The 17,602-nt window shown below is 68.6% G+C and carries 18 protein-coding genes; 12 read left to right on the forward strand and 6 right to left on the reverse strand.

What is annotated here, in order from left to right; translation table 11 throughout:
• Positions 1–321: 321 nt before the first annotated feature.
• The 3 genes from MTDSW087_RS19210 to MTDSW087_RS19220 all read left to right on the forward strand — a co-directional run bounded on the left by MTDSW087_RS19210 (position 322) and on the right by MTDSW087_RS19220 (position 5,788).
• Complete coding sequence (locus MTDSW087_RS19210; RefSeq protein ID WP_144766517.1) at positions 322–4,122, forward strand: autotransporter domain-containing protein; 3,801 nt, start codon at positions 322–324, stop codon at positions 4,120–4,122.
• 138 nt (positions 4,123–4,260) lie between these two features.
• Positions 4,261–5,010: a Stf0 family sulfotransferase gene (locus MTDSW087_RS19215; RefSeq protein WP_144766518.1), complete on the forward strand. Its 750-nt coding sequence runs from the start codon at positions 4,261–4,263 to the stop codon at positions 5,008–5,010.
• A 10-nt stretch (positions 5,011–5,020) separates the two neighbouring features.
• Positions 5,021–5,788 (forward strand): Stf0 family sulfotransferase, encoded by a 768-nt coding sequence (locus MTDSW087_RS19220; RefSeq protein WP_186383906.1) that lies wholly within the window; start codon positions 5,021–5,023, stop codon positions 5,786–5,788.
• A 10-nt stretch (positions 5,789–5,798) separates the two neighbouring features.
• On the opposite strand, the gene MTDSW087_RS19225 is transcribed toward MTDSW087_RS19220, so the two are convergent.
• Entirely contained in the window at positions 5,799–6,404 is a 606-nt protein-coding gene (locus tag MTDSW087_RS19225) for a PAS domain-containing protein (protein ID WP_144766520.1), read from the reverse strand.
• Between the two features lie 144 nt (positions 6,405–6,548).
• Here MTDSW087_RS19225 and MTDSW087_RS19230 point away from each other — a divergent pair, with 144 nt between their 5' ends.
• The gene (locus tag MTDSW087_RS19230; RefSeq protein ID WP_144766521.1) at positions 6,549–6,902 is read left to right on the forward strand and encodes a hypothetical protein; all 354 of its coding nucleotides are present in this window, start codon (positions 6,549–6,551) and stop codon (positions 6,900–6,902) included.
• 369 nt (positions 6,903–7,271) lie between these two features.
• Here the strand turns inward: MTDSW087_RS19230 and MTDSW087_RS19235 are convergent, their stop codons facing one another.
• The 3 genes from MTDSW087_RS19235 to MTDSW087_RS19245 all read right to left on the reverse strand — a co-directional run bounded on the left by MTDSW087_RS19235 (position 7,272) and on the right by MTDSW087_RS19245 (position 8,547).
• Positions 7,272–7,496, reverse strand: coding sequence for a hypothetical protein (locus MTDSW087_RS19235; protein ID WP_144766522.1), 225 nt, complete (start codon positions 7,494–7,496; stop codon positions 7,272–7,274).
• A 397-nt stretch (positions 7,497–7,893) separates the two neighbouring features.
• Positions 7,894–8,118 carry a hypothetical protein gene (locus MTDSW087_RS19240; RefSeq protein WP_186383907.1) on the reverse strand — a complete coding sequence of 75 codons (225 nt, stop codon included), beginning with the start codon at positions 8,116–8,118 and terminating at the stop codon, positions 7,894–7,896.
• Between the two features lie 210 nt (positions 8,119–8,328).
• On the reverse strand, positions 8,329–8,547 hold the full coding sequence (locus tag MTDSW087_RS19245) for a hypothetical protein (protein WP_186383908.1): 219 nt from the start codon (positions 8,545–8,547) through the stop codon (positions 8,329–8,331).
• 337 nt (positions 8,548–8,884) lie between these two features.
• Between MTDSW087_RS19245 and MTDSW087_RS19250 the strand changes: the two genes are divergently transcribed.
• The 3 genes from MTDSW087_RS19250 to MTDSW087_RS19255 all read left to right on the forward strand — a co-directional run bounded on the left by MTDSW087_RS19250 (position 8,885) and on the right by MTDSW087_RS19255 (position 10,958).
• Positions 8,885–9,211: a hypothetical protein gene (locus MTDSW087_RS19250; protein ID WP_144766523.1), complete on the forward strand. Its 327-nt coding sequence runs from the start codon at positions 8,885–8,887 to the stop codon at positions 9,209–9,211.
• A gap of 14 nt (positions 9,212–9,225) precedes the next feature.
• A complete protein-coding gene (locus tag MTDSW087_RS30270; protein WP_186383909.1) occupies positions 9,226–9,402 on the forward strand; it encodes a hypothetical protein in 177 nt (58 codons plus the stop codon).
• Positions 9,403–9,968: 566 nt separating this feature from the next.
• Positions 9,969–10,958: an AraC family transcriptional regulator gene (locus tag MTDSW087_RS19255; protein ID WP_238178723.1), complete on the forward strand. Its 990-nt coding sequence runs from the start codon at positions 9,969–9,971 to the stop codon at positions 10,956–10,958.
• 25 nt (positions 10,959–10,983) lie between these two features.
• On the opposite strand, the gene MTDSW087_RS19260 is transcribed toward MTDSW087_RS19255, so the two are convergent.
• The gene (locus MTDSW087_RS19260) at positions 10,984–11,364 is read right to left on the reverse strand and encodes a winged helix-turn-helix transcriptional regulator (protein WP_144766524.1); all 381 of its coding nucleotides are present in this window, start codon (positions 11,362–11,364) and stop codon (positions 10,984–10,986) included.
• A gap of 88 nt (positions 11,365–11,452) precedes the next feature.
• Between MTDSW087_RS19260 and MTDSW087_RS19265 the strand changes: the two genes are divergently transcribed.
• Positions 11,453–12,070: an FMN-dependent NADH-azoreductase gene (locus MTDSW087_RS19265; protein WP_144766525.1), complete on the forward strand. Its 618-nt coding sequence runs from the start codon at positions 11,453–11,455 to the stop codon at positions 12,068–12,070.
• A 14-nt stretch (positions 12,071–12,084) separates the two neighbouring features.
• Complete coding sequence (locus tag MTDSW087_RS19270) at positions 12,085–12,486, forward strand: DoxX family protein (RefSeq protein ID WP_144766526.1); 402 nt, start codon at positions 12,085–12,087, stop codon at positions 12,484–12,486.
• Between the two features lie 30 nt (positions 12,487–12,516).
• Here the strand turns inward: MTDSW087_RS19270 and MTDSW087_RS19275 are convergent, their stop codons facing one another.
• On the reverse strand, positions 12,517–12,879 hold the full coding sequence (locus MTDSW087_RS19275) for a helix-turn-helix domain-containing protein (protein WP_144766527.1): 363 nt from the start codon (positions 12,877–12,879) through the stop codon (positions 12,517–12,519).
• Between the two features lie 107 nt (positions 12,880–12,986).
• Here MTDSW087_RS19275 and MTDSW087_RS19280 point away from each other — a divergent pair, with 107 nt between their 5' ends.
• From MTDSW087_RS19280 to MTDSW087_RS19290, 3 genes are all read left to right on the forward strand, one after another.
• Entirely contained in the window at positions 12,987–13,733 is a 747-nt protein-coding gene (locus tag MTDSW087_RS19280) for a glucose 1-dehydrogenase (protein ID WP_144766528.1), read from the forward strand.
• Between the two features lie 370 nt (positions 13,734–14,103).
• On the forward strand, positions 14,104–15,843 hold the full coding sequence (locus MTDSW087_RS19285; RefSeq protein ID WP_186383910.1) for a cache domain-containing protein: 1,740 nt from the start codon (positions 14,104–14,106) through the stop codon (positions 15,841–15,843).
• Positions 15,843–17,285, forward strand: coding sequence for a mechanosensitive ion channel family protein (locus MTDSW087_RS19290; protein WP_144766530.1), 1,443 nt, complete (start codon positions 15,843–15,845; stop codon positions 17,283–17,285). The genes MTDSW087_RS19285 and MTDSW087_RS19290 overlap by 1 nt, the downstream gene beginning before the upstream one ends.
• Positions 17,286–17,602 lie beyond the last annotated feature (317 nt).

The following is a 17,602-nucleotide window of genomic DNA, read 5'->3' on the forward strand; positions in this document are numbered from 1 at the left end:
ATAAGATCCTAATTCGATCTAAGTTCCATAAGGCAGTGAAATACGTGATATATAAGCCACAATAATGTCCATTCATTGTGTGAATCTTTAGCAGTGGCGGGATGAAAGTTGAGCCGGGACAATTGCCCAATTACAAGGCTTCGAGCCGCATTTTCCAGATGCGGCATAATCATCATACAATTCGTGTCCTTGGGGGGAGCCGTGTCTCGTATCGGGTCGCAGCTGCGTCGGTCTCTATTGTTGAGCGTGCCCGCCTGGGCAGCGTTGCTCGGAGGTGCAAGGGCCGATTGCACGCCGGCTAGTCCGGCGAACGGCCAGACGGTGAATTGCGCCGGCTCATCGGCCGCCTTCATCGCTCCGCCGGGCGTCAACGGCCTGACGGTGAACGTGCAGGGCGGCGCGTCGGTCGCGTCCACCCAGACGAGCGCGGGCGCCAATCCGAGCTTCACCAACGTCCGGGTCAACGGGACCAGCATCGTCAACAATGCCGGGACGATCGCCAACACGGCGCCGCTCAACCGGGACAATTTCGGCGTCAACCTCGCCGGCGACCGCTCGACCCTCAACAACAGCGGCACCATCACCCTGACGGCGCCCGTCGGAAACACCACGACCCGCGTCTACGGCGCCTATTCGAGCGCGCCGAACGGGTCGCAGTACGAGAGCACGACTGTCAACAACAGCGGCACGATCAGCGTGACGCAGAACGGCAACGGCATCGCCCGCGGCATCTATTCGGGTGAGAACACCACGCTGTTCACCATCACCAATACCGGCTTGATCCAGGCGACCCGCGGGACGGGCGCCACCGCGACGACCTCCGTCGTGGCCGGCGTCGATTCCGACGACGACACCGACCGTCTCGTCCTGAACAACGGCACCGGCGGCCGCATCACCGCGACCGGCACGAATACCCGTGCGGTCAACGGGCGCGCGGCGCAGTTCGAGATCAACAACAGCGGCACGATCGGGAACACGACAGCCGGCGAGGCCGCGATCGCCACCTTCGCGCTCAACGCGGGCAATGCCGGCGACGCGACGACGGTGCGGGCCTACAACACCGTGATCAACAACACGGCGACCGGCATCATCAACGGCGACGTGCGCAACACCGACCAAGATCTCCAGACCGCCACCAGCGTGGTCAACCTGCGCCGCACCGGCACCCTCAACAATGCCGGCACGATCAACGGCAACGTCGCCTTCGGCGGCGGCAGCCAGACGGTGAACAATACCGGCCGGATCAGCGGCAATATCAGCTTCCTGGACGTGGCCGGCAGCGTCAACACGGTCAATCTCGGCACCGGCTCCAGCATCGGCGGCAACATCACCGCGCGCGGGCTCGGCACCAACGCTTTGAACCTCTCCGGCACCGGGACGCTCACCGGGACGCTCACCGGCTTCACCAGCCTGACCGAGACCGCGGGCGCCTGGACGCTGGCGGCCGGCTCGGCCCAGACCCTGTCGGGCAACCTCACGGTCGCGGGCGGCACGCTGACGCTGGCGGCCGGCTCCACCCAGAATGTCGGCGGCCTGATCCAGGTCACGGGTTCGGGCGCGCAGCTCGTCGTCAACAACACGCTGACGGACAAGACCGTCAACCTCTCCGGCTCGAACACCACCGTCGTCAACAACGGCACGCTCACCGGCACGGGTGCGGCAGGCCGTGCGAACAACGCGGCGACTCGCGTCTACGGCGTGCTCGCCAACTCCACCGGGGCCGACTTCCAGAACGTCCAGGTGGTCAACAACGGCACCATCGCCGTGACCGAGAACGGCATCGGCATCTCCCGCGGCATCTATGCGGGCGAGAACATCGCCTCGATGACGGTGACCAATACCGGCCTCGTCTCGGCGACGCGGGCGGCCACCAGCACCGGCACGGCGGCGGTCGCGGCCATCGACTCGGACGACGACGTCGCGGCGCTCACCATCAACAACCGGGCGGGCGGGCGCATCACCGGCACGGGCACCGGCGTGCGGGCGATCCAGGGCCGCGCGCAGAGCTTCACCATCCTCAACGAGGGCACGATCACTGGGCCCGCGGCCGGCCAGGCGATCGTGGTCTACGGCGCCGGCAACGCCACGCTCACCAACGCGGCCGGCGGCATCATCACCGGCGACGTGCGCTTCACCGACGCCGACCCGCAGAACGCCACCACGACGAACCGTCGCAACAGCACCACGACCAATGCCGGCCGCATCGCCGGTGCCATCGCCTACGGCATGGGCAACCACACCCTGACCAATACCGGCACGATCACGGGCGGGATCACCTTCGCGGACGTGGCCGCCAGCCGCAACACGATCAATCTCGGCACCGGCTCGGTGATCGGCGGCGCCATCGCGGCGACCGGCCGCGGCACCAATGCCGTCAACCTCGCGGGCAGCGGCACCCTCGCCAGCAACGTCACCGGCTTCACCACCCTGCGCCAGTCCGACGGCGCCTGGACGCTCGCGGCCGGCACCGGCCAGAGCTTCTCGGGCGGCGCGACGGTGGCGGGCGGCGGCCTGACGGTGAACGGGGTGCTCACCGCCAACACGACGGTGGCCGCCGGCGCCGGGCTCGGCGGCACCGGCCGCATCGTCGGGGGTCTCGCCAATGCCGGCACCGTGGCGCCGGGCACGGCGGATGCGCCCTACGGCACCCTGGCGGTGGCGGGCAACTACACCCAGCAAGCGGGCGCGACCCTCGTCACGGCCGCCGCGACGGACGGCAGCAACGCGCGCCTCGCGGTGACGGGCACCGCTCAGCTCGCGGGCACCGCGAGCCTCCAGCTCGCCGGGACCTACTTCGTGCCCGGCACGCGCTACACCGTGGTCAGCGCGGGCGGCGGCGTCAGCGGCGGCTTCTCGGCGGTGACGACGAGCCCGCTGCCGACCCTGATCGCGGCCACCGCCTCGACGGACGCCAACAACGCCTACCTCACGCTCACCCAGCAGAGCTTCGCGCTGGTGGGCCAGACCGCGAACCAGCGCAGCGCCGCCCGCGGCCTCGACGCGGCGCTCGCCGGCAACAATGCGGCGCTCGCGGTGATCGACAACCGCAGCGACGCCGCGAACGCGGCGCTGCTCGACCGCGTCGCCGGCCAGGCCTACGCCTCGCTCGCCGACCCGCAGCTGCGCTCGGGCCGCGCCTTCGGCAGCCAGCTGATGGCCCGCGCCTACGCGGCCGGCCAGGAGACGGGGCCGACGAGCATGACCCTGCCGCCGGCAGTCTACGCCGCCGACCTGCCGAATCGCGGGCCGGTGCCGGAGCCGAAGCAGATCGTGACCAGCCGCGGCTACGGCCTCTGGGCCACCGGCTACGGCCAGTTCGGCAGCGTCGACGGCACCGCCAACGCGGCGGGCCGCAGCGAGACCGTGGCGGGGCTCGCCACCGGCATCGACTTCCACCCGCAGGTCGGCACCGTGCTCGGCATCGCGGCGGGCTACGGCTCGGTGGATGTCAGCCTCAACCGGACCGGCGAGCGGGCCCATACCGACAACGCGCAGGTCGGCGTCTATGGCGGCTTCACCGACGGGGCGCTCTACGCCAACGCGGCCCTGGGCTATGCGCGCGCCGACGGCCGCGTCACGCGCAGCATCGGATTGCCCCAGCTGCAGCCGGGCGGCACGCGCGGCACGGTCGGCGGCGACCAGTTCATCTCCGCGGGCGAGCTCGGCTATCGCGTCACCGTGGCGCCGGGCGCCCTGGTCGCTCCTTTCGTCGGCTTCCAGGTCAACACCTTCGACCAGGACCGGGTGCGCGAGACCGGCGTCGGGCCGTTCGACCTCACCGTCGCGGCGAAGAGCTTCCTGTCGGCGCGCGCCCTCGTCGGTGGTCGCCTGGAGACGGCCACCACCGTCTTCGGCGCCCGTCCGGTCTCCTTCTGGGTGAAGGCGGCCTATGTGCACGACTTCGCCGATGTGAGCCGCACGATCAGCGAGACCTTCTCGCTGGCCCCGACCGTGCCGTTCCTGATCGGCGGACGGCGGCTCGCCCGGGACCGCGCCCTCGTCGGGGCCGGCCTCGGCACCGAGCTCGCGCCGGGGCTGACGGGCTTCGTCAGCTACGACGCGGAGCTCGCCTCGACAGACACGATCCAGGCGGTGCGCGGCGGCCTGCGCTACGCCTTCTGACCAAGGGCCGGCGGGGCGGCGAGAGCCGCCCCGTCTTCCCGGAGCCGCACCCGATCGGGTGCGGCTCGATGTCGTTCACGCCCCGCGCCCGTCGTGCCGGATCCGGCCCCGGCGGGGCGCGCCTCAAGACCGGTGCGCATGTTCGCTCATCTCTTCCGACTCCGGACATCCAGCCCCGCGCAGCCCGCGACGCGGGGCTATGCCGTCTGCACGCTGCCCCGCTCGGGCAGCAACGTGTTCTGCGACCTGCTCGGCAGCACGGGCTCGCTCGGACGACCGCGCGAGTATTTCAACGGTGCGGCACGACGCAGCTACGACGATCCCGAATATCCGGACGATCCGCACCAGCAGATCGCCCGCATCCTGACGATGGGCGCGACGCCGAACGGGATCTACGCCCTGAAGATCTTCCCGGGCCTGCACGACCTCGTCGCGCCGCATCTGCGCTGGACGGAGGTCTTGCCGAACCTGAGCTTCGTCCGTTTCCGGCGCGGGGACATCCTCGGCCAGGCGGTCTCCTGGGTGCGGGCGAGCCAGACCCAGCAGTTCCGCAGCTCCGATCCGCGCAAGGGCGAGGTCACCTACGATGCCGACGCAATCGCCCTGCGACTGCGTCAGATCTGCCAGCGCAACGCGCGCTGGGACATGTTCTTCGCCCGCACCGGGCTGGCCGCCCTCGACGTGACCTACGAGGATTTCCTGGCGGACCCCGACCGCGAGGTCGGGCGCGTCGCGGCCTTCGTCGGCATCGTGGAGCGCATCCGGGTCGATCTCGACCGCTCACCCTTCCAGCGGCAGCGCGATGGATCGAGCGCCGCGTGGTGCGAGCGCTTCCGGGCGGAACGGGGCGATCCGAACCACATCGATCCCTTCCAGGATCCGGCCTGAGGCAACCGCCATGACCTTCCTCGCACGCCTCATGTCTCGCAGAATTGCCGCAGAACCGCAGGCTCCGGCCGGGCGCGGCTACGCCGTGTGCGGGGCGCCCCGCTCCGGCAGCAACTATTTCTGCGAGGTCCTGAGCAGCACCGGCGCCCTCGGGCATCCGCGCGAGTACTTCAACGGCGCCGTGCGGCGCCAGCGCGACGATCCGACCTATCCCGACGACCCGATGCAGCAGATCGCCCGCATCCGGACGATGGGCGCGACGCCGAACGGGATCTATGCCCTGAAGCTGTTTCCGGGCCTGTTCGACACCGTCTCCCCGCACCTGAAGCTCACGGAGGTTCTGCCGAACCTGACCTTCGTGCGGCTCCGTCGGGACGACGTCCTGGGGCAGGCGATCTCCTGGGTGCGGTCGATCCAGTCCAGGCAGTTCCGTTCGACGGAGGCCGCTGAGGGAGAGATCCGCTACGATGCCGAGGCGATCCGCACCTATGTCGGGCAGGTCTGCCAGCGCAACGCGCGCTGGGACATGTTCTTCGCCCGCACCGGCATCGCACCGCTGACGATCGCCTACGAGGATCTGGCGAAGGATCCCCAGGCCGCCGTCGATTGTGTCGCCGACGCGCTCGGCGTCTCGCCGCGGCCCCGGATCGCATCGGAGCGCATCCATCTGCGCGTACAACGGGACGACGAGAGCCGGGCCTGGCGCGAGCGCTTCATCGCCGAGTGCGGAGACCGCAATTACATCGACAGCGCCGACCTTCTGGCGCGCACCCTGTGACCGAGACGGTCTAGTTCATGCCCCTGCGGCGGTCGCGGACCTGTTGCTGGGCGATCCTGCGCCCGACACCGAGCAGCAGCGCGTCCGCCAGACGCTTGAGCTCGTCGTCCTTCATCTCGTCGATCGTGAGCCGGGTGGCGATGGCGAGCTCGGCCAGCCGGTCCAGCGGCGAGGCGAAGACGGCGTCCGCCTCATCGAAAGCCTCCTCGCTCAACCGCAAGCGCGTGATGTCGACCAGGATCCCGCGCCCGCTCAGTGGCCGGCCAACGGAATCGCAGGTGAAGCGGCCGCGCGCCAGGACCCAGCGCGTTTGACCGTCGACGGAGCCGACCCGGTACTCGGCGAGATAGGAACTGCCTTCCAGGGCGCTTTGCCGGATCAGGGTGAGGATGCGCTGCCGGTCCTCGCTATGGATGCTGTCGATGAAAGCGGAGAGCGGCAGGCCAAGCTCGGCCTCGTCCGGATCGACGTTGAACAGGAGGGCCACAAAAGGATCGACGCGCGCCCGGTCCGAGGCCGCAGTCCACTCCCAGTTTCCGATCACATCCGTTGCATCGAGGGCGAGCTGAAATGATGCACCGGTACATGTTGGGCCGTCAGGAATTTTGGCCTTCATCAGACAGCCCACTCACAGGAACACTCTGACTTGGGTTAACGATTTGCCGGAACCGGCTCAAGTCGCGCGCGATCGATTGTATACAACTGTTGCGTGTGCGCCACCATAGAAGCGTTCTAAGATTGTATGCAAAATGGAGGCGCGGTGCAGATGCACCCACAGGAGGCCCCAGTGGGTTCAAGAGCGTCCTTTCTCGACGATCTCCGCTACGAGGATGAGCGCGCGGACCGCGACGCGCGCGATCGGTCGCGCCGCGCCGCGGTTTCACGGTCCGGCCTGCTGCTCGAGCGGATCGCCGCGACGCTGGAGGTACCGACCTCGGCCTTGCGCGATCTGTCGCATGCGGCCGAAGACAGACCCGGATCCGCTCGCGCGCCCCGCTCCGAGCCTTCGCATCACCAATGTCTGGAATTGATCCGCGCCTTCTGCCGCGTCGGCGATCCGGACGAGCGGGATCGCCTGCTCGCCTTGGTGCAGGAGGCTGCCCAGCGCCCTTGAGGAGCTTCAGGCGCGGTCCGTGACGCGGGGAGGGCTCTCGAGACCCGGGGCAGGTGCCGGCGCGCACGCCATGCGGCCGGGCCCGCACCCATGTCCAATCAGGCCCCGTCACGGCCCCTGATCAGGTCAGAGACCGCGACCAACCGATGGATATCGCCATGTTGGTTCGTGTCATGTCTTTCACAGCCGCGCTGCTCACCACCGCACTCAGCTTCGGAGTGCTCGTGCTGGCGGCTCAAGCTTAGCAAGCCCGGCCGGCGGTGGTTTGACCGAGCGCCGGCATCGCGCAGACCGTTCGGCACTGCCCAGAATGCAGGAAGCCCCGACCGCAAGGCCGGGGCTTCCTTTGCTCGACGTGTTGGCGCTGTCTCAGCGCGTGGACACGGCCTCGGCGACGATGCGCTGAGCGGCCGGAGCCCGCGAGGTCAGGGACGGCGTGGTGGTCAGCTCGGAGGCCGGGCGCACCGCCGCGGTGGTGCGGGCATGCTCGCGATAGAGCGGCGGCGTCAGGTGGAGGCGGTCGTCCGCGACCGCGGTGCCGAGCGTCGCGGCCGAGGTGAGGGCGGCGAGGGCGAGAAGCTGGATGGTGCGCATGGATCGTCTCCGATGTGATGGGGTGGGGCCCCGATCGATGCGCTGATTGAACCACGTTTTTGTGCGCTGCGGTCTGCGAATGGCGCAACGCACCATAATGCATTCAGAGCCGTATCGGCCGATATACTGCACCGACCCGAAGTGATGGCTCGCCAGTTTTGAGCATCGAGCTATGCGCCACGCGACTGGCTAGAATTTCTTCTGACGTCCGCAAAATTTTTTGCACTGCACAATGATGCCGGACACCGGGCGGGAATGCATGGTGCAGCGAAAAAAGCTGCCTCTTCCTGCCGGACAGGCTTCTCGATTCTCGATCGCGCGCTCGCCTGGGATCGAAGATGTCCATCCCGGAGAGCGCTCGAAGGCGTTCCGACCGTCGGGCGGACGGAGACGGAACTCAGTTGCCGCTTCCGCAGGTGGACGAGTCCGTGTCGCAGGTCGGCAGGTTGCCGTGCCATCCCGCATGCATGCCGGCCCCCGTGCCCGAACTGGCAGCCGAGGCGGCGACATTGGCTCCGATCCAATCGCCCTCGCTCGTGCCGCTCGGCCGGCAGGAGCGCTCCAGCATCCTCGCCTGACGCTGCCAGAGCCAGATACGGAGCTTGTGGACCCATTCGTACATCGGTCGCCTCCGCTCGATCGCGCCGGGCATTCTGCGCTGACCCGGAACGCACCTCAACTGCGGATGCCCGGGCCTTCGCGGGCAGGAGCGAGCGAGGTGGAGGCGACGGGCTTGCCGAGAGCCGCACCCGATCGCGTTGCGATCAGGCACGGCTCACATTGTGACCCATAGTCCTCCGCCGAAGCGACGACCGCTTCGGCGGAGAGCGCCCTAGCGAGCCGCCGCCTCGGCGAGGATACGCGGATCGGCGGGGGCGGCCGGCACCAGACGCGGCGTGGTGGCCATCTCGGAGATCGGGCGCACGGTCGCGGTGGTACGAGCCTGCTCACGAAAGAGCGGCGGCGTGAGGTTGATGCGATCCTCGGCCATCGCCCCGGAGATCAGGACGGTGGAGGCGAGAGCCGCGAGAATGACGGTACGGACGGACATGATGTTGATTCCTCTCACGTTTCAGGGGACGTGCCCCGTTTCGTGAGGGTTATTTGTGCGGCGCCACGTCATCGTTCAAACAGATATGATTGATAGCAATTATTGAGGCTATCAATGTGAGCGGCACCCGCTTCGCGGTGTCAGGCAGATCCCACCTGAGGTGAGTCACGCATCCGCTGAAACGCGGGAGCATCGTGCTCGGATCTGTCGCTGAGGTTGATCGTATCGTCCGTATTTCATCCCTTGCGAGCAAGCGATCTTCAATTCAACTGCTACGGGCAATCGATTAACCGGCGCCCGCTAGTGTTCCGGAATCTCTGGGACGGACCGGTCTGCCATGGCGCACGGCGAGAAAACCGACCTCGGCAATCTCGCCCTGCATAACCGGGCAGCGGCGCGGCTGCTCAATGTACGCGGCGTATTGCTGGGCGCGTCGCGACCCGTCCAGGCCGAGACGTCCGGCCGGTCCGGCAAGACGAGGAGGGGTCTGCCTCTTCTGCTCATTGCCGTGCAGGTCCTCATCGTGGGCGGCTGCCTGCTCGGAGTTGATCGGCTCGTGCTCGACGGCAAGCTGTCCGCCGCCCTCGGCGATCAGCTGCAGATCAGATCGACGCAATTGCAGACGCTGGGCCAGCGGCTCGCTCTCAAGGCCGGCTTCCGTTAGCCGCAGCCGAGCCTATGACCATCAAGCTTTGGCTGAGGGACCGGGTGCTCGCGATCGGCACCGTTGCTGCCGCCTCGATCTTCCTGTTCGCACCGATCGACGACCTGACGCCCGGGGGACAGCTCGCCCTCTCCCTGGCCTGCGGGTTCGCGCTGATGTGGCTCCTGCATCGCGTGTCCACGGAGCCGTAGGCATCCGATCCGCGCCATTACTGTCTCCATTTGGTCTAACCCCTGTCTTATGAAGTTTCAACTGAATCGCAAGATATCGGTAATCAGAAAATGAGAAAACTAAGAATCCGATAAGTCGCGCGCCCGTGCGATTTGATTTGGAGTATTTGAATACAAGCCAATCTCGACGCCATGGCCGATGCGTGCATCGATGCGGCTCGGGCGACATGGTGATGTCCATGCGCGACGCAGAGACTCGTCACGGTTTCCGCCGTGTCCGGACGCCTTGGGCCGTTGATCGAAATCAATTGCGAAATTCGATGGCAAGGTATCCTTTGCCAAGTCCGACGCCGAAGATCGCGGGATGAAACGAGTCGGCCGCCTCGACAATTCTGCCTCCGGGGCAAAGTGGCCGGCATCATCTGCCGATCGCAAGACAGTCGCTGGCCGGGTGCTTCGAGCTACGAATCGGATACGCTGGAGGAAGCTGCTTGCCCACCTCTGCTCGATCCGGCGATGTCCGAAGGACGCGCCCTGATCCGGTTCGGCATGACGCCGACGGGATCGCTCGTGCGAGCGTCGATCGCGTGCACGGCGCCGCCCTGCATGCGATCCGCGACCTTCTCATCGACCTCGACATCGAGCCGGACGAACTCTTCGATCGCGCCGGCATATCTTCGCATCCGCACGAGGCCACGGATGCGATCTCGTTCGCCTCCCTCGGCCGGCTGACCGCCCTCTGCGCCGAACGGACCCAATGCCCGCATTTCGCCCTCCTGGTCGGCCAGCGCACGACCCTCGCCGCGTTCGGCCTCCTGGGCGTCCTCATGCGGAACTCGGAGACGGTCGGCGACGCGCTCCGGGCGCTCGAAGCGCATCACGGCCTGCTCAACCGCGGCGCCATCATCGGGCTTGCGACCAATGGCGCCTTGGCCATCGTCTCCTACGCGCCCTATCAGCCCGACATCGAGGGCATCGGCCTGCATTGCGAGCGGGCCATCGCGGCCATCACTTGCATCCTGCGGGATCTCGGCGATGCCGACTGGGCGCCCGAGGAGGTCCTGTTGCCGCGTCGGCAGCCCGCCGACCGGCAGCCCTATGCCTGCTTCTTCCAGGCGCCGGTGCGCTTCGAGCAGGAGATCGCGGCGCTGGTATTCCCGACGCGCCTGCTCAGGCAGCCGATCCGCGACGTGAACCCGCTCACGCGGCACATCGTCGAGCGGCGCCTCCGGCAGATCGAGGCCTCCATTCTATCGGACGTGACGGACGATCTGCGTCGGCGCCTGCGCGTGACGATGGCCGACCAGCAACTGAGCGCCGAACAGGTCGCCCGGGCCATGGCCATCCACCGGCGTACCCTGAGCCGCCGCCTGAAGGCCGAGGGCACGTCCTTCCGGCTGTTGGCGAGCGAGACTCGGCTCGCCGTCGCCAAGCAATTGCTGGTCGACACCGATCTGAGCCTCGCGCAGATCTCGATGACCCTGGAATTCTCGGAGCCCTCCGCCTTCTCTCACGCCTTCCGGCGCTGGACGGGCACGACGCCGAGCGCGTGGCGGCGGGAGCGGCGGCCTGCCTGAGCGCCTCGAAAAGGGCTGGCGGGCGTCAGGGCCGTCGCTCCCCGCCATCGTAATGCGCCTGTGCGGCCTCGATCTGCGCCATGTTCTGGAAGGCCCAGGCTCCGAGCGCCTGGACCGGCTCGGCGAGCGAGTGGCCGAGCGCGGTGAGTTCGTAATCGACCCGCGGCGGGATCGACGGCGTGACCGTCCGGCTCACCAGCCCGTCGCGTTCGAGGTTGCGCAGGGTCAGCGTCAGCATCCGCTGCGAGATGCCGTCGACCTCTCGCTTCAATTCGCTGAACCGGCATGACCGCTCACGCAGGCGCATGATGACGAGCACGCTCCACTTGTCCCCGATGCGCGAGAGCACCTGCGAAACCTTTAGGCAGGCGGAAGGCCGACACGGGGCCGGGGCGGTTACTTCCATGTGACCTCGGTATCATTCTTGTGCCGTCTTGCGGCTCATGAGCAAGCTCATATCATAACCCGGTCACAAAGAGGAACCGGGTTCCATTATGAAACTCCTTCACGTCGACGCCAGCATCCTCGGGCCCGGTTCGGTCTCGCGCGAGCTGACCGCCCTCATCGTCCAGAGGCTCACCCGGGACGCGTCGGCCGAGATCGCCTATCGTGATCTCGCTGCCGAGAGCCTGCCCCACCTCACGCCCGCGACCCTGCCCAGCGCCCATCCCGCCTCCGCCATGGCGGGACCTCTCGACGAAGCGGCGCAGGCTGCCCGCTCGGCGAGCGACCGGATGCTGGAGGAATTCCTTGCCGCCGACATCGTGGTGGTCGGCGCGCCCATGTACAATTTCACTATCCCGTCGCAGCTGAAGGCCTGGCTCGACCGCATCGCGGTGCCAGGCAAGACCTTCCGATACGGCGCGAACGGGCCCGAGGGCCTGGCCGGCGGCAAGCGCGTGATCGTCGCGGTGGCCCGCGGCGGCGTCTTCGGACCGGAGAGCGGCGCCGTCTCGGCGGAGCACACCGAGAGCTACCTGCGGACGATGTTCGCCTTCCTGGGCATCACCGAGCCCGAATTCGTCCTGGCGGAGGGCCTGTCGGCCGGCGACCATGCCAAGGCCCGGGCGCTCACCGCCGCCCGCGCCGCCGTCCAGCAACTCGCAGCCTGATCCAGGGCCTCGCCATGCCTCACACCTTCGCCAGTCCGGTGCCGCCCTCACGCGGCCGCAGCCTGTTCGCGTGGTCGCTGCAGATCCTGCTCGCGCTCGTGTTTCTCGCCGCCGGAGGCGCGAAGCTCGCCGGCGCACCGATGATGGTGCAGGTCTACGACCTGATCGGCCTCGGCCAGTGGTTCCGCATCGTGACCGGGCTGGTCGAGGTCGCGGGCGCCCTCGCGCTGCTGGTCCCCGGCTACGCCGCCTTCGCCGCCCTCTGGCTGGGCTGCACCATGGCCGGCGCGGTGCTGGCCCATCTCCTCGTGCTGCCCACGCCCGGCGCCCCGGCCGCCGTGCTCCTCCTCCTCTGCGCGCTGCTCGCTTGGCTGCGCCGGGACCAGCTCCCGGCCTGGCCCGGCCGCAGGGGGTGAACGGGCGGCGCTCGGCCGGAGGCGCGCCGATCACGCCTCCGGCGGGCGCCGGGATCCGCGCAGGCCATCGCCATCCGTGGCGTAGGCGTTCATGATCGCGGCCAGCAGGCCCGGAAAGCGTGCATCCACCTCGGCGCAGCGGGAATGGTTCCGCATCTCCACGCCGTGCCGCTCGCAACGGATCAGCCCGGCCTCGCGCAGGACCTTGAAGTGGCTGGACAGCGACGATTTCGGAATGACCCGATCCCCCACCGCGGACAGGGCCGAGCAGGCCTGCACGCAGCCCGCGCTCGCGATCCTGGCGAAGATCGCGGCACGGGCGGGGTCGGACAGCGCGTGGAGGATCGCTGCCGGCTGGACGTCCTCGATCGCGGGATGGAACAGCGGCCTCATGATTTTTCCATATGGGGGCTTGATCCGTGCTCCGTTAGTTCCGAAATCCCGAACTATGGGACCAGGGCTGCCATCCCGGAGCCGGCCCATGTCGAAGGTTAGCACACATGGCAAAGCTTGATGGCAAGGTCGCCGTGGTGACCGGCGCGTCGAAGGGCATCGGCGCCGCGATCGCCAAGGCGCTGGCGAAGGATGGCGCGTCCGTCGTGGTCAACTACGCGTCGAGCAAGACGGGCGCGGATGCCGTGGTCGAGGCCATCACGGCGGCCGGTGGCAAGGCCGTCGCGGTCCAGGGCGACGTCTCGAAGGCCGAGCAGGCTCACGGGCTGATCGAGGCGGCGGTGAAGCAATTCGGCCGGCTCGACGTTCTGGTCAACAATTCGGGCGTCTACGAGTTCTCGCCGATCGAGGAGGTGACCGAGGAGCATTATCGCCGCCTCTTCGACGTCAACGTACTGGGCGTCCTGCTGGCGACCCAGGCGGCGGCCAAGCATCTCGGAGAGGGCGGCAGCATCGTCAACATCTCGTCGGTGGTGACCGACGTGTATCCGGCGACCTCGGCGGTCTATAGCGGCACCAAGGGCGCGCTGAACGCGATCTCGGGCGTCCTCGCCAACGAGCTCGCCCCGCGCAAGATCCGGGTCAACGTGGTCAGCCCGGGCTTCGTGGTGACCGAGGGCACGCATACGGCCGGCATCGCCGGCTCGGAGATGGAGGCCGGCTTCGTCGCCCAGACGCCGCTCGGCCGGGCCGGCCGGCCGGACGACATCGCCGGGGTGGTCGCCTTCCTCGCATCCGACGATGCCCGCTGGGTGACCGGCGAGGAGATCAATGCCAGCGGCGGGGTTCGCTGACGCGCAGTCGCTCCGAGAGCATTGTCCATGATCCCTGGATCGCAAAAAATGCTCTCGTCTCCGACCCTTGGAGGTCCACGTGAAGGGCCGCGAGTCTTGGCTATAGGGTCTCGTCCGAGTTCTGGATAACCGGGCGTCCCAAGGCGCAAGTTCCGTCGTGTTGCGAATGCGTTACAGCCCGCGGCGGCGCTGTGGTGTCAGGAGGAAATTCGGGTTTCGACCGGCGTCGCAGGCGCCGGTCCGAGCCTGTCCCGACCTCCCGCAGCGCAATGCCGAGGCGCGTGACACCGCTTGAGCCAGGAGGCGGTGTACGACCCGACGCGGCTCCGCGGCTCAGCGAGCACGTCGCGATCACATGATCAGGGCAGATATGACGGTGCCGTTCGCGGCGATGCCCGAGGGCGGGCTCGAGGCACGCGGGGCGCTGGACGCGCGGCAGATCATCCTCGCCCTCGTCGTCGCGGCATTCATCATCGCGGCGGGGACGCTTGCCGGCGTCAGCCAGTATGCCGGCGCGCGCCACGCCCTCGTCAGCGATTCGCAGACGCGGGCCTCGCGCTTTGAGACGGTCTATCGCGAGGCCTCCGAGTCGCGCCTCCAGGCGCTGCGCCTCGGTGCGGAGATCATCGCGCGCGACACGCTGATCGTCGCGGCCCTCACCCAGCGCGACCGGGCGGAGCTGGCGCGCCGTGCGGTGCCGCTCTTCGAGCAGGTGCTGAAGCCCCGCTTCGGCGTCACCATCCTCGGCTTCCAGGTGACCGCCGACGTCAACTTCTTCCGGGCCCATCGTCCCGACCTGTTCGGCGACAGCTTGGCCGATCGCGCGATGGTCGCCGCCGTCATGAAGTCGCGCGTGCCCGTCGCCGGCCTGGAGATCGGCCGCATCGGCCCGGAACTGCGCGTGATCGCGCCGGTCGTTTCCGGCGACGCCTTCGTCGGGAATCTGGAGCTCGGCAGCTCGCCCTGGGACGCCCTGCAGATCGCGGCTCAGGCGACCGGCCTCGATTTCGGCTTCGCGCTCGATCGCCGGACGGCCGAGACCCTCGACCGGCCGCGCGGCACCTCCGACCTGATCAAGGGCGAGGTGCTCTACATGCGCTTCTCCCGGCCAGAGGCCCGGGACCTGCTCGCCGCCGTGCCCTTCAACCCGGCCGAGACAGCCCCCGTGGCGACGCGCGGCGACGGCCGCGAGGTCTTCGTGCAGACGGTCCCGATCCTCGACGTGAGCCGCCAGCCGGTGATCCACATCACCGTGGCGGAGGACCTCACCGATGCCCTCGCCCAGGCCCGCAATCGGATCGTCCTCTACACCGCGACGGGGACGGGAATCCTGCTGGCGATCGTCCTGGTCGGGCTGTTCCAGTTCCGCGCCCTGCGCGCCCGCCTGGAGCGCAGCTTCTCCGGGCGTCTCCAGGAGGTGCGCAGCAAGGCCCGGGCCTACGACCAGATCCGCCAGTCGCTGCACGACCTCAACGCCTGGAAGCTCGGCCTTCTGACCGAGCTGATCCTGCTGATCCGCGATCCGCTCACCGCCGTGCAGGGCGCCATCGACACGGCGATGCGCGGCGGCTCCGAGACCGCAGGGCCGGCCCTCGCCTTCGCCGCGAACGAGGTCCGCCGCCTCAACACGGCGGTGGAAGACCAGTCGACGATGCTCCTGATGCGCGACCGCCTGAAGCGCGCCGAGGCCGAGCCCGTCGACGTGGCGGCGCTGGCCTCCGGCATCGCCGCCGAGGCCGGCGGAGCGCCCGCGGTCCAGCTCAGCGTGCCGGCGGGCCTGCCCCCGGCCCGCTGCAACGCTTCGCTCCTGCGCGCGGCGCTGCGAACCACGATCCTCATGCTGCAGCGGCGCTCGGACGCGCCATCCATCGTCGTCGCGCTGAAGGCCGAGGACGGCATGATCGTCGGCCGCGTCGCCGGATCGGGCGCCTGGAAGGGCGCCCTGCCGAGCCTCGACGAGCTGGTGGCGTTCGGCGCGGCGACGGAGGAGGGGGCGGGCAGCTCGCTGATCCTGGCCCGGCTCACCCTCGAGCATTTCAACGGCTCCCTCTCCATCCTCGAGGGCGAGCCGAACCGGGTCGGGTTCCACTTCAGCCTGAAGGCGGCCTGATGCGCGACCGCCCCGTCCCGCAGCTGCCGCTGGCCCTGATCCTGTCCTTCCTGGCCGTCTCGGGGCTGCTGCTCCTCGAGGACTTGTTCGCGCGTCCCTTCACCTTTCTCACCGGCATCAGCTTCGAGGCGGTCCGGCGCGGGGAGATGGCGCTCCTGCTGGGCCTCGCGGCCCTCCTGGCCGCGCGCTTCGTCCGGCGTGACCTGATCCACGGGCTGCTGGAGCGCCGGGCCGGCAAGGCCCTGCCGCATCTCATCGGCGACGTGGCGAGCCTCTTCGTCCTCGTCGTCGGCGCCGCCATCATCATGACGGGCGTGTACGGCTGGGACATCGGAGCCGTCGTCGCGGCGGGTGGCCTGAGCCTCGCGATCGTCGGCCTCGCGCTCAAGGACGTCATCCTCGCCGTCTTCAACGGCGCCGCCCTGAACGTCGAGAACGCCTTCATGGTGGGCGACCGCGTCAAGATCGGCGAGGTCGACGGGACCGTGGTGCAGTCGACCTGGCGCAGCACCACGATCCTGACCAAGGCGCGCCGCCTCGTCACGATTCCGAACATCGCCCTCGGCACGGCATCGATCACGAATTTCGATCGGCCGGACAAGAGCGAGCAGCGCGTCATCGAGATCTGCCTGGACTACGACGTCACGGCGGAAAGCGCGGAGCGGATCCTGCTCGCCGGGGTGATCGGGGCCGCGGGGATCTCGCTCGTCGATGCGCCGCGGGTCCACGCCATCCGGCTCGATCGGGACGGCGTGGTCTACGCGATCCGCTACGTGATCGCGAACCACGACCTGGGCCTGTCCTCCGATCACGCGGTCATCAAGAGCATCCTGGCGCATCTGCGCGATGCCGGGATCGGCGTCTCCTATCCGAAGCAGGAGGTCGTCACCGCCGAGCGCCGGATCCGCGTCGCGGACCGCACCGTCGACCGGCGCGTGCTCGTGCAGCAATGCGAGCTGTTCCGCGGCCTGCCGCCGGACGTCCAGGCCCGGATCGCCGAGGCGCTGATCGAGCAGAAGGTCCAGGCGGGCGCCGCGCTCATCGCGGCGGGCGCGGTGCGCTCCTCGCTCTTCATCGTCGGCGAGGGCCTGATGAAGCGGCTCCGCGCGCGGCCCGACCGACCCGGCTTCGTCGAGGAGCGCTACGTCGCGACCCAGGCCTTCGGACGCCGCGCCTTCCTGTCCGACCTGCCGCATCCGGCCCCGATCGGCGCGGTCACGCAGAGCCTCGTGTTCGAGCTCACCCGCGCCGCCTTCGCCGGCATCCTCGCGGCCCATCCCGAGATCAAGGTCCCGCTGGCGACGAATCTCGCACGCTCGCCGACCCTCGACATCACCCACGCCACCGAGGTCAGCGCCCTCGAGGCCCGCGCCGAACGCCCCGTGGCCTTCTATCTCAGCCTGCTCGACGCGATCGCATCGAGCGAGGCGAACGCCCGCTGAGGCGGCGGAGGGCGTCCCCCTCTCCCCACCGGGCGGGGAGAAGGGATCCTCGATGATCAACCTGAGACCGCGTCCGGTTGATCGGACCGGACGCGGTCTCAGCAAGCCCGCGCGGCGCCTGAGCGAAGGCGACATCCGCCATTCCGAAGGGATCACCCGGACATCGTATGAGACCGGATCAATCCGGTTCAGCAGTCCGAGCGGGCTCGCGCGCCGCCCTAGGTCGCGAACCCATAACGGTGGGCACGGGTGAGGCGTGCCGTCGTTAACCCTCTGGCGAGGGAGGGTTCTGGATGGCGCGGTTCGACCTGACGGAT

Source organism: Methylobacterium dankookense (assembly GCF_902141855.1).
GTDB classification, from domain to species: domain Bacteria; phylum Pseudomonadota; class Alphaproteobacteria; order Rhizobiales; family Beijerinckiaceae; genus Methylobacterium; species Methylobacterium dankookense.

What these genes read in the sequence shown, in the direction of transcription:
- MTDSW087_RS19215 (WP_144766518.1), top strand. Translation starts at nt 4,261, where the DNA reads ATGTTCGCTCATCTCTTCCGACTCCGGACATCCAGCCCCGCGCAGCCC.
- MTDSW087_RS19220 (WP_186383906.1), top strand. Translation starts at nt 5,021, where the DNA reads ATGACCTTCCTCGCACGCCTCATGTCTCGCAGAATTGCCGCAGAACCG.
- MTDSW087_RS19225 (WP_144766520.1), bottom strand. Translation starts at nt 6,404, where the DNA reads ATGAAGGCCAAAATTCCTGACGGCCCAACATGTACCGGTGCATCATTT.
- MTDSW087_RS19235 (WP_144766522.1), bottom strand. Translation starts at nt 7,496, where the DNA reads ATGCGCACCATCCAGCTTCTCGCCCTCGCCGCCCTCACCTCGGCCGCG.
- MTDSW087_RS19240 (WP_186383907.1), bottom strand. Translation starts at nt 8,118, where the DNA reads ATGTACGAATGGGTCCACAAGCTCCGTATCTGGCTCTGGCAGCGTCAG.
- MTDSW087_RS19245 (WP_186383908.1), bottom strand. Translation starts at nt 8,547, where the DNA reads ATGTCCGTCCGTACCGTCATTCTCGCGGCTCTCGCCTCCACCGTCCTG.
- MTDSW087_RS19250 (WP_144766523.1), top strand. Translation starts at nt 8,885, where the DNA reads ATGGCGCACGGCGAGAAAACCGACCTCGGCAATCTCGCCCTGCATAAC.
- MTDSW087_RS30270 (WP_186383909.1), top strand. Translation starts at nt 9,226, where the DNA reads ATGACCATCAAGCTTTGGCTGAGGGACCGGGTGCTCGCGATCGGCACC.
- MTDSW087_RS19260 (WP_144766524.1), bottom strand. Translation starts at nt 11,364, where the DNA reads ATGGAAGTAACCGCCCCGGCCCCGTGTCGGCCTTCCGCCTGCCTAAAG.
- MTDSW087_RS19265 (WP_144766525.1), top strand. Translation starts at nt 11,453, where the DNA reads ATGAAACTCCTTCACGTCGACGCCAGCATCCTCGGGCCCGGTTCGGTC.
- MTDSW087_RS19270 (WP_144766526.1), top strand. Translation starts at nt 12,085, where the DNA reads ATGCCTCACACCTTCGCCAGTCCGGTGCCGCCCTCACGCGGCCGCAGC.
- MTDSW087_RS19275 (WP_144766527.1), bottom strand. Translation starts at nt 12,879, where the DNA reads ATGAGGCCGCTGTTCCATCCCGCGATCGAGGACGTCCAGCCGGCAGCG.
- MTDSW087_RS19280 (WP_144766528.1), top strand. Translation starts at nt 12,987, where the DNA reads ATGGCAAAGCTTGATGGCAAGGTCGCCGTGGTGACCGGCGCGTCGAAG.
- MTDSW087_RS19285 (WP_186383910.1), top strand. Translation starts at nt 14,104, where the DNA reads ATGACGGTGCCGTTCGCGGCGATGCCCGAGGGCGGGCTCGAGGCACGC.
- MTDSW087_RS19290 (WP_144766530.1), top strand. Translation starts at nt 15,843, where the DNA reads ATGCGCGACCGCCCCGTCCCGCAGCTGCCGCTGGCCCTGATCCTGTCC.